The organism is Pseudomonas sp. FP2309, from assembly GCF_030687575.1.
In the GTDB taxonomy this organism is placed as follows: domain Bacteria; phylum Pseudomonadota; class Gammaproteobacteria; order Pseudomonadales; family Pseudomonadaceae; genus Aquipseudomonas.
Genome location: NZ_CP117439.1, coordinates 4,529,888 through 4,542,246, shown reverse-complemented (window position 1 = coordinate 4,542,246; position 12,359 = coordinate 4,529,888). Strand labels below are relative to the sequence as shown.

The window sequence follows — 12,359 nt, the reverse complement described above, 5'->3', positions numbered from 1 at the left end:
GGACACACTATGAAATACCGCCTGGGCGACGCCCGCGTCGAGACGCACCCCAACAGTTGGGTGGCGCCCAATGCCACGCTGGTGGGCAAGGTCAAGCTGGAGGAGGGTGCCAACGTCTGGTTCAACGCGGTATTGCGTGGCGACAATGAACTGATCCTGATCGGCAAAAACAGCAACGTGCAGGACGGCAGCGTGATGCACACCGACATGGGCTACCCGCTGACCCTGGGCACCGGTGTGACCATCGGCCACAACGCCATGCTGCATGGCTGCACCGTCGATGATTACAGCCTGATTGGTATCAATGCGGTAATCCTCAACGGCGCCAGGATCGGTAAGCACTGCATCATCGGCGCCAATTCGCTGATCGGCGAGGGCAAGGAAATTCCCGACGGCTCCCTGGTGATGGGCTCGCCGGGCAAGGTGGTGCGGGAGCTCACCGAGGCGCAGAAGCGCATGCTCGAAGCCAGTGCCGCGCACTATGTGCATAACGCCCAGCGGTATGCCCGCGACCTGGTTGAGCAGGAAGAATGAACCCGCTCGAACGCCCCGTCGCCTCGCCGTGCGTGAGTATTTGCGCGCTGGATGAAGACGATATCTGCACCGGCTGCCAGCGCACCGTGGACGAAATCACCCGCTGGAGCCGCATGGACAACGCCGAACGCCGGATGGTGTTGGGGTTGTGCCATGAGCGGGCGGTGGCGAGCGGGTTGGTCTTTATGGTTTGCGCTAACCCCAGCGGCTGATCATTGGGGTGAAGCGCCGGGCAGTGGTCAGTCCGGTTTTGTGTGTGGTGAGCGGGCTTGCCCCGCGCTGGGCTGCGCAGCAGCCCCAAAACCTGACGCTCTGATCTACCTGAAAAAAAGCGCGGCGGTTTTATCATGGCCGCTTCGCAGCCAGGCACGGGCAAGCTCGCTCGCCACATTCAGCGCAGTGCATTACCCTGTGCGGCATTACCCACAGGTCCATCCCCCATGCTCTTCCTGATCGCCTATATCAGCAGCGTCGTGCTGATCAACTTCGCCTTCTCCACCGCGCCGCACCTGGATGTGATCTGGTCCGCCTGGGGTGGCCTGGTCTTTATCCTGCGCGATATGGTGCAAACCCGCTTCGGTCACGGCGCGATCATCGCCATGCTGGCGGCGCTGGTGCTGTCATATATAACCTCGGACCCGGCCATTGCCCTGGCCAGCGCCACGGCGTTTGCGGTGTCGGAGTGCATCGACTGGCTGGTGTTCAGCATCACCAAGCGCCCCCTGCATGACCGCCTGTGGATAAGTTCGGCGCTGAGCATTCCCCTCGATACGTTCATCTTCTTCGGCCTGATCGGCGCCCTCACGCCGGCCGTGGTGGGCACCGCCCTGGCCTCGAAATTCGCCGGGGTCACGGCGGTGTGGCTGATCATGGCCTGGCGCCTGCGCAAACGGGCCGTCGCCAACTGAGGCCAATTTTTACAGTTCATGTAAAATGCCGGCCTTTCTCCCCCATGATCCGCTCCCCTGAGGACCTGAGATGACCCGAATCGGAACTCCATTGTCGCCAACCGCGACCCGCGTTTTGCTGTGTGGCTGCGGTGAGCTGGGCAAGGAAGTGGTAATCGAACTGCAACGCCTGGGCGTTGAAGTGATTGCCGTGGATCGCTACGCCAACGCGCCGGCCATGCAGGTGGCGCATCGCAGCCACGTGATCAATATGCTCGACGGCGCCGCCCTGCGCGCGGTAATCGAAGCAGAAAAGCCGCACTTCATCGTGCCGGAAATCGAAGCCATCGCCACCGCGACGCTGGTGGAGCTGGAAGCTGAAGGCTTCACCGTGATCCCAACGGCACGCGCCACCTCACTGACCATGAACCGTGAAGGCATCCGTCGCCTGGCCGCCGAAGAGCTGGACCTGCCGACCTCGCCGTACCACTTTGCCGACACCTTCGAAGACTACAGCAAGGCCGTGCAAGACCTGGGCTTCCCGTGCGTGGTCAAGCCGGTGATGAGTTCGTCGGGCAAGGGCCAGAGCCTGCTGCGCAGCGCCGACGACGTGCAAAAAGCCTGGGATTACGCCCAGGAAGGCGGGCGGGCCGGTAAAGGCCGCGTGATCATCGAAGGCTTTATCGACTTCGACTACGAAATCACCCTGCTGACCGTGCGCCACATCGGCGGCACCACCTTCTGTGCGCCGGTTGGCCACCGCCAGGAGAAGGGCGACTACCAGGAATCCTGGCAGCCGCAAGCCATGAGCCCGATTGCCCTGGCCGAATCCGAGCGCGTTGCCAAAGCGGTGACCGAAGCGTTAGGCGGTCGTGGCCTGTTTGGCGTGGAATTGTTCATCAAGGGCGATCAGGTGTGGTTCAGCGAAGTGTCGCCGCGCCCCCACGACACCGGTCTGGTGACGTTGATTTCCCAGGACCTGTCGCAATTCGCCCTGCACGCGCGCGCGATTCTCGGCCTGCCGATTCCTTTGATCCGTCAGTTCGGGCCGTCGGCTTCGGCGGTGATCCTGGTGGAAGGGCAGTCGACCCAGACCGCGTTCGCCAACCTCGGCGCCGCTTTGAGCGAGCCGGACACGGCGTTGCGTCTGTTTGGTAAGCCAGAAGTGAATGGACAGCGCCGCATGGGCGCGGCGTTGGCGCGGGACGAGTCGATCGAAGCGGCGCGAGCCAAAGCCACTCGTGCTTCCCAGGCGGTTGTTGTAGAGCTCTGAAAACATCGGGGGCAAGCTCCGCTTGCCCCCGACAGCGGTCTATCAGACGACCTTGTTCAAATCATTATCCCGCGTCTCTTTCAGGCACAGCACAGCAATCAAGCTGAGCAACGCCGCCGCCGACACATACCCGCCGACATAACTCAGGCCACCCATCGCCACCAGCTTGGTTGCGAAGAACGGCGCCGCCGACGCGCCAACAATCCCTCCCAGGTTATAGGCGGCCGAAGCGCCGGTATAACGTACGCGGGTCGGGAACAGTTCAGGCAGCAGCGCGCCCATCGGCGCGAAGGTCACGCCCATCAGAAACAGCTCCAGCGCCAGGAACAGCGCCACGGCCCAGGTCGAACCGTGGGTCAGCAGCGGCTCCATGGTGAAGCCCGACAGGATCGCCAGAATCGCACCGACGATCAGCACCGGCTTGCGCCCGTAGCGATCACTGGCCAGGGCCGCCAGGGGCGTGGCCAGGCCCATGAACAACACCGCGAAGCACAACAGGGCAAGGAAGGTTTCACGGCTGTAGCCCAGGGTCGACACGCCATAGCTCAGGGAAAACGCCGTGGTGATGTAGAACAGCGCATAGCACACCACCATTGACGCGGCGCCCAGCAGCACCGGCAGCCAATGCTGGCTGAACAATTCCACCAAGGGCACTTTTACCGGCTTTTCCTTGGCGACGGCGTTTGCGAATACAGGGGTCTCGTGCAGCTTCAAGCGTGCATACAGGCCGACCATCACCAGTGCCGCGCTGAGGATGAACGGGATGCGCCAGCCCCAGCTGCGGAACTGCTCGTCGTTGAGGCTCATGGCCAGGATCAGGAACAAGCCGTTGGCGGCAAGGAAGCCAATGGACGGGCCCAACTGCGGGAACATACCGAACCAGGCGCGTTTGCCTTTGGGCGCGTTCTCGGTCGCCAGCAATGCCGCGCCGCCCCATTCCCCGCCCAGGCCAAGACCTTGGCCGAAGCGCAGCACGCACAACAGAATCGGCGCCCACGCCCCGATGCTGTCATAGCCGGGCAGCAAGCCAATCAGCGTGGTGCACACGCCCATCAGCAGCAGTGAAGCCACCAGCGTCGACTTGCGGCCGATACGGTCGCCAAAGTGGCCGAACAGCGCCGAGCCCAGTGGCCGGGCGATAAACGCGATACCGAAGGTCAGGAACGACGCCAGCATCTGCGCGGTGCCGGAGGTCTGTGGAAAGAACACCGGGCCGATCACCAGGGCAGCGGCGGTGGCATAGATGTAGAAGTCGTAGAACTCGATGGCGGTGCCAACGATGCTCGCCGTGGCGACCCGTGCGGTCGAGTTGGTTGGGGCGGCGCTTGCCGTCTCGTTATAGGTGGTGCTCATGGCGGTATCCCTGATGGTCATTGCGCGTTTGGACGCGGATTATTATTGGTCGAACACCCATGGATCAGGGGTATGCGCGGGGCCGCTCGGGATGGGAGCGGGCACCGGTCAGACACGATAAGGCGGTGCCTGGACGCGTTTGGTGCGGGTAGCACACGGTCGGGCGGGGCTTTGGTAAGCAGAGCCGATTATAGGAAGGGGTTTGGAAATACAACAAGAGCTGGCACGCCGCAAATCAAAATGCGGAAGGGGGGCGTGCCACGCTCCCCCATTGGATCTTGAAGTGTCGGGAAGTTATACGGCCACCGGCACGTGACTGGTGTGCCAGATCAGCACCTTGCTGACCCGGTTGTCCTCGGTCTCGAGGATTTCCAGGCGATAGCGGCCGATCTTCAGGCATACCGCGCAATCGGGAATGGTCTCCAGCGCTTCGGTCACCAGGCCGTTGAGGGTCTTGGGGCCGTCGCTGGGCAGGTGCCAACCCAGGCTCTTGTTCAGCTCGCGGATGGACGCGGCGCCGTCGATGATGTAGCGGCCATCGGGCTGTGCTTCGATGTGCGGGTTGTCCGCACTCTGTTCGCTTTCGAATTCGCCGACGATTTCTTCGAGGATGTCTTCCAGGGTCACGATGCCCAGCACTTCGCCGTATTCATCCACCACCATGCCCAGGCGCCGCTGCTGTTTGTGGAAATTGAGCAGTTGCAGCTGCAGGGGCGTGCTTTCCGGAACGAAGTAGGGCTCGTGGCAGGCGGCAAGCAGCGCTTCTTTGGTCAGGCTGGCGTCGGACAGCAGATGTTGGATCTGCCGGGTGTTAAGCACTGCCTGGACCTGGTTGATATCGCTGTGGAACACCGGCAGGCGTGTGCGCGGGGACGTGCGCAGTTGTTCGATGATGGCGTCGATCGAGTCGTCCAGGTTGATACCGTCCACTTCGCTGCGCGGCACCAGGATGTCATTGACCGTTATGTTGTCCAGAGCGTGGATGCCGGGCATACCGGGAAGGCGGTCGGCGTCGGCGTCCGACTCGGGTTCGTCATCGTGGTCCGGCAGCGGCTCGTCGCTCTTCTTCACCACGCCGGAGGTGCGTGCGAACGGGCGCAATAGCAGCAGGCTGATGCCATTGAGCAGCCAGGCCAGGGGATAAACGATTTTCAACGGCACGCCCAGCAGCGTATTGCCGAAGCCCAGCACCGCTTGTGGATAGCGTGTGGCCAGCGCGCGCGGCAGGTAATCGGCCAGTATCAGCAGCAGGGCGCAGGAAATCAGCCAGCCCAGCCATGGGCCGTTTTGCGCCCAGGCATAGATCGCCAGCAAGGTGCACAGAATTACCACCGCGGCGCGGCACAAGCTGTTGCACAGGATCAGGCTATGGCGTGGGAAGCTCAGGCGCGCGGCGGCCTTGTCACCCTGGCGGGTGCCGGGACGCAGGGCCAGCAAGTGTTGTTGTGCTGCTTCTATGGCGGTAAACAACGCCGCCCATAAGATCAGCAGGGCGATGACTGCAAGCATCGGCTCAAGGGGCAAGTTTTCCATAATCGCTGCCCGTCAGATATGCAGGATGTATTCGCGAACCAGCTTGCTGCCGAAATAGGCCAGCATCAGCAGGCAGAAACCGGCCAGGGTCCAGCGGATCGCCTTGTGCCCGCGCCAGCCGAGACGATTGCGGCCCCACAGCAGGACGCTGAACACAATCCAGGCCAGGCACGCCAGCAGGGTTTTGTGCACCAGGTGCTGGGCAAACAGGTTCTCGACGAACAGCCAGCCGGAGATCAGCGACAGCGAAAGCAGGGTCCAGCCGGCCCACAGGAAACCGAACAGCAGGCTTTCCATGGTTTGCAGCGGTGGGAAGTTCTTGATCAGCCCGGACGGGTGCTTGTGCTTGAGCTGGTGGTCTTGCACCAGCAGGAGCAGGGCCTGGAACACCGCGATGGTGAACATGCCATAGGCCAGGATCGACAACAGGATGTGAGCGAGGATGCCCGGTTCTTCGTCGATCACCTGCACCGTGCCGGTGGGTGCGAATTGCGCCATCAGCACGGTCAGCACGCCCAGTGGGAAGAGCAGGACGAGGAGGTTTTCGACCGGGATCCGATAACAGGCGATCAGGGTCAGTGCGATGACCGCCGCAGCGATCAGGCTGGCGGCGCTGAAAAAGTCCAGGCCAAGGCCCACCGGCGTCATCAGGTGGGTGAACAGGCTCGCGGCGTGGGCCAGCAGGGCGAGGACGCCCAGGCCTACCAGCAGACGTTTGTCGGCCTTGGTGCCTTGGGCCAGACGAGTGGCCTGATAGAAGGTCGCAGCGGCATACAAGATGGCGGCGGCGAGGCTGGGTAGCAAACTGGGTGACAAGGGGACCATAAATCCTGATAGACAAGCCCGAAAGGCGCTGAGTTTGGCACACCCCAGCGTTGCACGAAAGACTCCGAGGCCAGACAGCGGGTGTGCATGGGCGCAGTCTTCGCTATAATCCGCGACCTGCCCACGCCGCAGGCTCGCCGAGCGCTGTTTTTAATAGCGATTTACCACAGCCTGGGCCGCCATTACCTCGGTCTACCATTGCATTTCGATGAATTAGGGCCTGAAAGGATCGCGCATGTTTGAAAACTTGACTGACCGTCTCTCGCAGACGCTGCGCCATGTCACCGGCAAGGCCAAGCTGACCGAGGACAATATTAAAGACACCCTGCGCGAAGTGCGCATGGCGTTGCTGGAAGCCGACGTGGCCTTGCCCGTGGTCAAGGACTTCGTCAACTCGGTCAAGGAGCGTGCGGTCGGCACTGAAGTGTCGCGCAGCCTGACCCCGGGCCAGGCCTTTGTGAAGATCGTCCAGGCCGAACTCGAAAGCCTGATGGGCGCGGCCAACGAAGACCTGAACCTCAGTGCCGTGCCGCCGGCCGTCGTGCTGATGGCCGGTCTGCAAGGTGCGGGTAAAACCACCACCGCGGGCAAGCTGGCGCGCTTCCTTAAGGAGCGCAAGAAGAAGTCGGTGATGGTGGTGTCGGCGGACGTTTACCGTCCGGCCGCTATCAAGCAGTTGGAAATGCTCGCGGGCGAAGTGGGCGTGACCTTCTTCCCGTCCGACCTGAGCCAGAAGCCGGTCGACATCGCCAACGCGGCTATTAAAGAAGCCAGGCTCAAATTCATCGACGTGGTCATTGTCGATACCGCCGGTCGCCTGCACATCGACGAAGAGATGATGGGTGAGATCAAGGCGTTGCACGCCGCGATCAACCCGGTCGAGACGCTGTTCGTGGTCGATGCCATGACCGGCCAGGATGCGGCCAACACCGCCAAGGCTTTCGGTGATGCACTGCCGCTGACCGGCGTGATCCTCACCAAGGTCGACGGTGATGCCCGTGGCGGCGCCGCGCTGTCGGTGCGTGCCATTACCGGCAAGCCGATCAAGTTCATCGGTATGGGCGAGAAGAGCGACGCGCTCGAGCCGTTCCACCCTGAGCGTATCGCCTCGCGCATCCTCGGCATGGGTGACGTGCTCAGCCTGATCGAACAGGCCGAAGCGACCCTCGACAAAGACAAGGCCGACAAGCTGGCCAAAAAGCTGAAGAAGGGCAAAGGCTTCGATCTCGAAGACTTCCGCGATCAGCTGCAACAAATGAAGAACATGGGCGGCCTCGGCGGCTTGATGGACAAGCTGCCGAACATCGGCGGTGTGAACCTGGCGCAAATGGGCAATGCCCAGGGCGCGGCAGAGAAGCAGTTCAAGCAGATGGAAGCCATCATCAATTCCATGACCCCCGCCGAGCGCCGTGACCCTGAGCTGATCAGCGGTTCGCGCAAACGTCGGATCGCCATGGGCTCCGGCACCCAGGTGCAGGACATCGGTCGCTTGATCAAGCAGCACAAGCAGATGCAGAAGATGATGAAGAAATTCTCCGCCAAGGGCGGAATGGCCAAGATGATGCGCGGCATGGGCGGTATGTTGCCTGGCGGCGGCATGCCGAAAATGTAAAAAATTCGCGCGCAGGTTCGCTTGCGCTCCGACCCACAGGGATGTGGGATCTCCAGCAAACCCGCCGTTGGCGGGGGGCTGACTCGCCGTTTTAACCGACGGCTCTCTAGCAGATCTGAATGGCACGCGGTAGGCGCCAGAAAAAGACATTTGCAAAAGTCCGGATATTCCTTAGAATATGCGGCCTTTCGGGCACCTATGCCCGCTGTGCATTTAGATTTGCAGCACCGACTACAGGAACGATGTTCACATGCTAACAATCCGTCTTGCCCTTGGCGGCTCCAAAAAGCGCCCGTTTTACCACTTGACCGTAACCGACAGCCGCAACCCGCGCGACGGTTCGCACAAGGAACAGGTTGGTTTCTTCAACCCTGTTGCTCGTGGTCAAGAAGTTCGTCTGTCCGTGAACCAAGAGCGCGTAGCCTACTGGCTGAGCGTTGGCGCACAGCCATCCGAGCGCGTAGCAAAACTGTTGAAGGACTCGGCTAAGGCCGCAGCCTGAGCAATATGAACGCGACGCCAGCTGTTGCTGATGATTTGATCGTTATCGGCAAGATTTACTCTGTTCATGGCGTTCGCGGCGAGGTGAAGGTGTATTCCTTTACTGATCCGACTGAAAACCTGTTGCAGTACAAAACCTGGACGCTTAAGCGCGAAGGTAGTGTGAAACAGGTCGAGCTGGTCAGTGGACGCGGGAGCGATAAGTTCCTGGTCGCAAAGCTCAAGGGTCTTGATGACCGTGAAGAAGCTCGTCTTCTGGCCGGTTATGAGATCTGCGTGCCGCGCAACCTGTTCCCTGAATTGACCGACGGCGAGTACTACTGGTACCAGCTGGAAGGTCTGAAGGTTATCGATCAACTCGGGCAACTGTTCGGGAAAATCGACCATCTTCTGGAAACCGGCGCCAATGATGTAATGGTGGTCAAGCCTTGCGCAGGCAGCCTGGATGATCGCGAACGCCTGTTGCCCTATACGGAGCAATGCGTGTTGGCAGTCGACCTGGTCGCAGGCGAGATGAAGGTGGAATGGGATGCGGACTTCTAAGCGTGGCTAATCTGCGCATTGAAGTGATCAGTTTGTTTCCCGAGATGTTTTCCGCCATCAGCGAGTACGGCATCACCAGTCGGGCGGTGAAACAGGGGCTGTTGCAGCTCACCTGTTGGAACCCGCGAGACTACACGACGGATCGACATCACACTGTGGATGACCGCCCATTTGGCGGTGGCCCTGGCATGGTGATGAAGATCAAACCCCTGGAGGGCGCGTTGGCTCAGGCCAGGGCAGCAGCCGGGGAGAAGGCGAAGGTAATTTACCTGTCCCCTCAAGGCCGTCAGCTGAAACAGGCTGCGGTACGCGAACTGGCGAATGAGGAAGCATTAATCCTGATTGCCGGTCGCTATGAAGGCATTGACGAGCGTTTTATTGATGCTCATGTCGATGAAGAGTGGTCGATTGGGGACTATGTCCTGTCTGGCGGCGAGCTGCCGGCGATGGTCCTGATAGATGCGGTTACACGACTGCTGCCTGGAGCTTTAGGGCATGCGGACTCCGCGGAGGAAGATTCCTTCACGGATGGTTTGCTGGATTGCCCGCACTACACCCGACCGGAGGTGTATGCGGATCAGCGTGTTCCCGACGTATTGCTAAGTGGCAATCACGCACACATCCGGCGTTGGCGTTTACAGCAGTCCCTTGGTCGGACCTATGAACGACGCGCCGATCTTCTGGAAAGCCGCTCGCTTTCTGGAGAAGAGAAGAAGCTGCTCGAGGAATACATCCTCGCGCGGGACGATAGTTAACAACGTATCGATGGTAGGTCCATTGACTTACCTTAGGAGCACAGCATGACTAACAAAATCATCCTTGCACTCGAAGCAGAGCAGATGACCAAAGAGATCCCTACCTTTGCCCCAGGCGACACTATTGTCGTTCAAGTGAAAGTAAAGGAAGGCGACCGTTCGCGTCTGCAAGCGTTCGAAGGCGTGGTAATCGCCAAGCGTAACCGTGGTGTGAACAGTGCTTTCACTGTTCGTAAAATCTCCAACGGTGTTGGCGTAGAGCGTACTTTCCAGACCTACAGCCCGCAAATCGACAGCATGGCCGTTAAGCGTCGCGGTGACGTACGTAAAGCCAAGCTGTACTACCTGCGTGACCTGTCCGGTAAAGCAGCTCGCATCAAGGAAAAACTGGCTTAAGTCCAGCGTTCCGATGCAGAAAAAAGCAGCCTGCGGGCTGCTTTTTTGTGCCTGGGATTTGATCGCTCCCACGCTCCGCGTGGGAACGCATCCTGTGACGCTCTGCGTCACGACTTCAAGAGCGGACGCAGAGCGTCCAAGACGGCATTCCCATGCAGAGCGTGGAAACGATCTTACGCGCGACACAAATCCGTGTGGGAGCTGGCTTGCCTGCGATAGGATCTACCGGACATCACCGTCATCAGCCTGAGCCCCCATGCCCGCCATTGACCATCCCCTGATCGACCGCTTCCTCGACGCCCTTTGGCTGGAAAAAGGACTGTCAGACAACACCCGCCAGGCCTACCGCAGCGACCTCGCGCTTTTCAACGGCTGGCTACAAGAGAAAAACCTGGAGCTGATCAACGCGGGCCGCGAGCTGATCCTCGATCACCTGGCCTGGCGTCTGGAGCAGAACTACAAGCCGCGCTCCACGGCGCGATTTCTGTCCGGCGTGCGGGGCTTTTATCGCTACCTGCTGCGGGAAAAGTTGATCGGCGTCGATCCCACCCTGCAAATCGACATGCCGCAACTGGGCAGGCCCTTACCCAAATCCTTGTCGGAAGCCGATGTCGAGGCCTTGCTCGCGGCCCCCGACCTCAGCGAAGCCATCGGCCAGCGTGACCGCGCGATGCTGGAGGTGCTGTACGCCTGTGGCCTGCGGGTGACCGAGCTGATCAGCCTGACCCTGGAACAAGTCAATCTGCGTCAGGGCGTGCTGCGGGTGATGGGCAAAGGCAGCAAGGAGCGGCTGGTGCCGATGGGTGAGGAGGCCATCGTGTGGATCGATCGCTATATGCGTGATGCCCGTGGCGAATTGCTCGGCGGGCGCCCCAGCGACGTGCTGTTTCCCAGCCAGCGCGGCGAGCAGATGACCCGCCAGACGTTCTGGCATCGCATCAAACACCAGGCCAAGGTCGCCGGGATCGGCAAGACGCTGTCGCCCCACACGTTGCGTCATGCGTTCGCTACCCATTTGCTCAACCACGGCGCCGATTTGCGTGTGGTGCAAATGCTGCTCGGCCACAGTGACTTATCCACCACTCAGATCTACACGCACGTGGCGCGTGCACGCTTGCAGGAAATGCACGCCAAGCACCACCCTCGCGGCTGAAAACCGCCAATTTCTGCCGCCACGGGCTGCCCTGCGGCCCAACTGTGGTAGGCTTTGCCGGTTAGCAAAGGTGACGGTCCCGACCCGTGTCTGCACAGGCAGCGGTGTTCCTTCCCGTCCCCTCATCTGCCTTCAGGAGTTCCCATGCGCTTGACCCAGATTATTGCCGCCGCAGCCATTGCGTTGGTTTCCACCTTTGCCGTCGCCGATGACGCTGCCGAGCAGACCATTCGCAAGAGCCTGGCCAACCTGCAGCTCGACACCCCGATCGAGAGCATCAGCGCCAGCCCGATGGCCGGCCTGTACGAAGTCAAGCTCAAGGGCAGTCGCGTGCTGTATGCCAGTGCCGATGGCCAGTACATCGTCCAGGGCTACCTGTTCCAGTTGAAGGATGGCAAACCGGTCAACCTCACCGAAAAAGCCGAGCGCCTGGGCGTGTCCAAGCTGATCAATGGCATCCCGGTGGCTGAAACTGTGGTTTACCCGGCTATCGGCGAGACCAAGACCCACATCACCGTATTCACCGATACCACCTGCCCGTACTGCCATAAACTGCATGCCGAAGTGCCTGCATTGAACAAGCTCGGCGTGGAAGTACGCTATGTCGCGTTCCCGCGCCAGGGCCTGGGTTCACCGGGTGACGAGCAGTTGCAGGCGGTCTGGTGCTCGGCCGACAAAAAAGCGGCCATGGACAAGATGGTCGACGGCAAGGAAATCAAGGCCGCCAAGTGCGCCAACCCGGTCTCCAAGCAGTTCGCCCTGGGCCAGTCCATTGGTGTGAACGGTACGCCGGCCATCGTTTTGGCTGACGGTCAGGTGATTCCGGGCTACCAGCCGGCACCACAAGTTGCCAAACTGGCGCTGAGTGCCAAATAAACCAGCATCGTCGAACCTTTGACGATCATGGCCTGCTGCTAAGCCTGTGGGTCATTAATTGAGAGCCGCAGTCGTGCGGCTGTTTTCCACGGCCGACCTAGCGTCGGCCGTTTCATGG

At 60.7% G+C, this 12,359-nt stretch carries 14 protein-coding genes; 11 read left to right on the top strand and 3 right to left on the bottom strand.

Translation table 11 applies throughout. From position 1 onward, the window contains the following. The first annotated feature begins 9 nt into the window (after window positions 1-9). From PSH59_RS20905 to purT, 4 genes are all read left to right on the top strand, one after another. Complete coding sequence (locus PSH59_RS20905; protein WP_305393576.1) at window positions 10-534, top strand: gamma carbonic anhydrase family protein; 525 nt, start codon at window positions 10-12, stop codon at window positions 532-534. Further along, window positions 531-746, top strand: a complete 216-nt coding sequence (locus PSH59_RS20900; RefSeq protein ID WP_305393575.1) for a DUF1289 domain-containing protein — start codon at window positions 531-533, stop codon at window positions 744-746. Before PSH59_RS20905 ends, PSH59_RS20900 begins: the two co-directional genes overlap by 4 nt. 228 nt (window positions 747-974) lie before the next feature. Next, entirely contained in the window at window positions 975-1,442 is a 468-nt protein-coding gene (locus PSH59_RS20895; protein WP_248079854.1) for a VUT family protein, read from the top strand. Window positions 1,443-1,512: 70 nt separating this feature from the next. Further along, window positions 1,513-2,694: a formate-dependent phosphoribosylglycinamide formyltransferase gene (gene purT, locus PSH59_RS20890; protein WP_305393574.1), complete on the top strand. Its 1,182-nt coding sequence runs from the start codon at window positions 1,513-1,515 to the stop codon at window positions 2,692-2,694. 42 nt (window positions 2,695-2,736) lie between these two features. Here the strand turns inward: purT and PSH59_RS20885 are convergent, their stop codons facing one another. The 3 genes from PSH59_RS20885 to PSH59_RS20875 form a co-directional block, all read right to left on the bottom strand. Then, entirely contained in the window at window positions 2,737-4,047 is a 1,311-nt protein-coding gene (locus PSH59_RS20885; RefSeq protein ID WP_248079856.1) for an MFS transporter, read from the bottom strand. A gap of 294 nt (window positions 4,048-4,341) precedes the next feature. Next, a complete protein-coding gene (locus PSH59_RS20880) occupies window positions 4,342-5,580 on the bottom strand; it encodes a transporter associated domain-containing protein (RefSeq protein WP_248079858.1) in 1,239 nt (412 codons plus the stop codon). A 12-nt stretch (window positions 5,581-5,592) separates the two neighbouring features. After that, on the bottom strand, window positions 5,593-6,405 hold the full coding sequence (locus PSH59_RS20875) for an inner membrane protein YpjD (RefSeq protein WP_248079860.1): 813 nt from the start codon (window positions 6,403-6,405) through the stop codon (window positions 5,593-5,595). A 235-nt stretch (window positions 6,406-6,640) separates the two neighbouring features. Between PSH59_RS20875 and ffh the strand changes: the two genes are divergently transcribed. The 7 genes from ffh to PSH59_RS20840 all read left to right on the top strand — a co-directional run bounded on the left by ffh (window position 6,641) and on the right by PSH59_RS20840 (window position 12,241). Next, the gene (gene ffh, locus PSH59_RS20870; protein WP_024077237.1) at window positions 6,641-8,017 is read left to right on the top strand and encodes a signal recognition particle protein; all 1,377 of its coding nucleotides are present in this window, start codon (window positions 6,641-6,643) and stop codon (window positions 8,015-8,017) included. A gap of 250 nt (window positions 8,018-8,267) precedes the next feature. Beyond that, window positions 8,268-8,519, top strand: a complete 252-nt coding sequence (rpsP, locus tag PSH59_RS20865) for a 30S ribosomal protein S16 (protein ID WP_003175899.1) — start codon at window positions 8,268-8,270, stop codon at window positions 8,517-8,519. A 5-nt stretch (window positions 8,520-8,524) separates the two neighbouring features. Further along, complete coding sequence (gene rimM, locus PSH59_RS20860; RefSeq protein WP_024077236.1) at window positions 8,525-9,061, top strand: ribosome maturation factor RimM; 537 nt, start codon at window positions 8,525-8,527, stop codon at window positions 9,059-9,061. After that, entirely contained in the window at window positions 9,043-9,816 is a 774-nt protein-coding gene (gene trmD / locus PSH59_RS20855; RefSeq protein ID WP_305393573.1) for a tRNA (guanosine(37)-N1)-methyltransferase TrmD, read from the top strand. Before rimM ends, trmD begins: the two co-directional genes overlap by 19 nt. A gap of 45 nt (window positions 9,817-9,861) precedes the next feature. Next, a complete protein-coding gene (gene rplS, locus PSH59_RS20850; protein ID WP_003175895.1) occupies window positions 9,862-10,212 on the top strand; it encodes a 50S ribosomal protein L19 in 351 nt (116 codons plus the stop codon). A gap of 256 nt (window positions 10,213-10,468) precedes the next feature. Then, on the top strand, window positions 10,469-11,365 hold the full coding sequence (gene xerD / locus PSH59_RS20845; protein ID WP_248079866.1) for a site-specific tyrosine recombinase XerD: 897 nt from the start codon (window positions 10,469-10,471) through the stop codon (window positions 11,363-11,365). A gap of 144 nt (window positions 11,366-11,509) precedes the next feature. Beyond that, on the top strand, window positions 11,510-12,241 hold the full coding sequence (locus PSH59_RS20840) for a thioredoxin fold domain-containing protein (protein ID WP_003175893.1): 732 nt from the start codon (window positions 11,510-11,512) through the stop codon (window positions 12,239-12,241). Window positions 12,242-12,359 lie beyond the last annotated feature (118 nt).

Excerpts from the sequence above, each read along its gene's own strand:
- PSH59_RS20880 (WP_248079858.1), bottom strand. The coding sequence starts at position 5,580 with ATGGAAAACTTGCCCCTTGAGCCGATGCTTGCAGTCATCGCCCTGCTG.
- rpsP (WP_003175899.1), top strand. The coding sequence starts at position 8,268 with ATGCTAACAATCCGTCTTGCCCTTGGCGGCTCCAAAAAGCGCCCGTTT.
- PSH59_RS20840 (WP_003175893.1), top strand. The coding sequence starts at position 11,510 with ATGCGCTTGACCCAGATTATTGCCGCCGCAGCCATTGCGTTGGTTTCC.
- PSH59_RS20885 (WP_248079856.1), bottom strand. The coding sequence starts at position 4,047 with ATGAGCACCACCTATAACGAGACGGCAAGCGCCGCCCCAACCAACTCG.
- PSH59_RS20900 (WP_305393575.1), top strand. The coding sequence starts at position 531 with ATGAACCCGCTCGAACGCCCCGTCGCCTCGCCGTGCGTGAGTATTTGC.
- PSH59_RS20875 (WP_248079860.1), bottom strand. The coding sequence starts at position 6,405 with ATGGTCCCCTTGTCACCCAGTTTGCTACCCAGCCTCGCCGCCGCCATC.
- PSH59_RS20905 (WP_305393576.1), top strand. The coding sequence starts at position 10 with ATGAAATACCGCCTGGGCGACGCCCGCGTCGAGACGCACCCCAACAGT.
- xerD (WP_248079866.1), top strand. The coding sequence starts at position 10,469 with ATGCCCGCCATTGACCATCCCCTGATCGACCGCTTCCTCGACGCCCTT.
- trmD (WP_305393573.1), top strand. The coding sequence starts at position 9,043 with ATGGGATGCGGACTTCTAAGCGTGGCTAATCTGCGCATTGAAGTGATC.
- ffh (WP_024077237.1), top strand. The coding sequence starts at position 6,641 with ATGTTTGAAAACTTGACTGACCGTCTCTCGCAGACGCTGCGCCATGTC.
- rplS (WP_003175895.1), top strand. The coding sequence starts at position 9,862 with ATGACTAACAAAATCATCCTTGCACTCGAAGCAGAGCAGATGACCAAA.
- purT (WP_305393574.1), top strand. The coding sequence starts at position 1,513 with ATGACCCGAATCGGAACTCCATTGTCGCCAACCGCGACCCGCGTTTTG.
- PSH59_RS20895 (WP_248079854.1), top strand. The coding sequence starts at position 975 with ATGCTCTTCCTGATCGCCTATATCAGCAGCGTCGTGCTGATCAACTTC.
- rimM (WP_024077236.1), top strand. The coding sequence starts at position 8,525 with ATGAACGCGACGCCAGCTGTTGCTGATGATTTGATCGTTATCGGCAAG.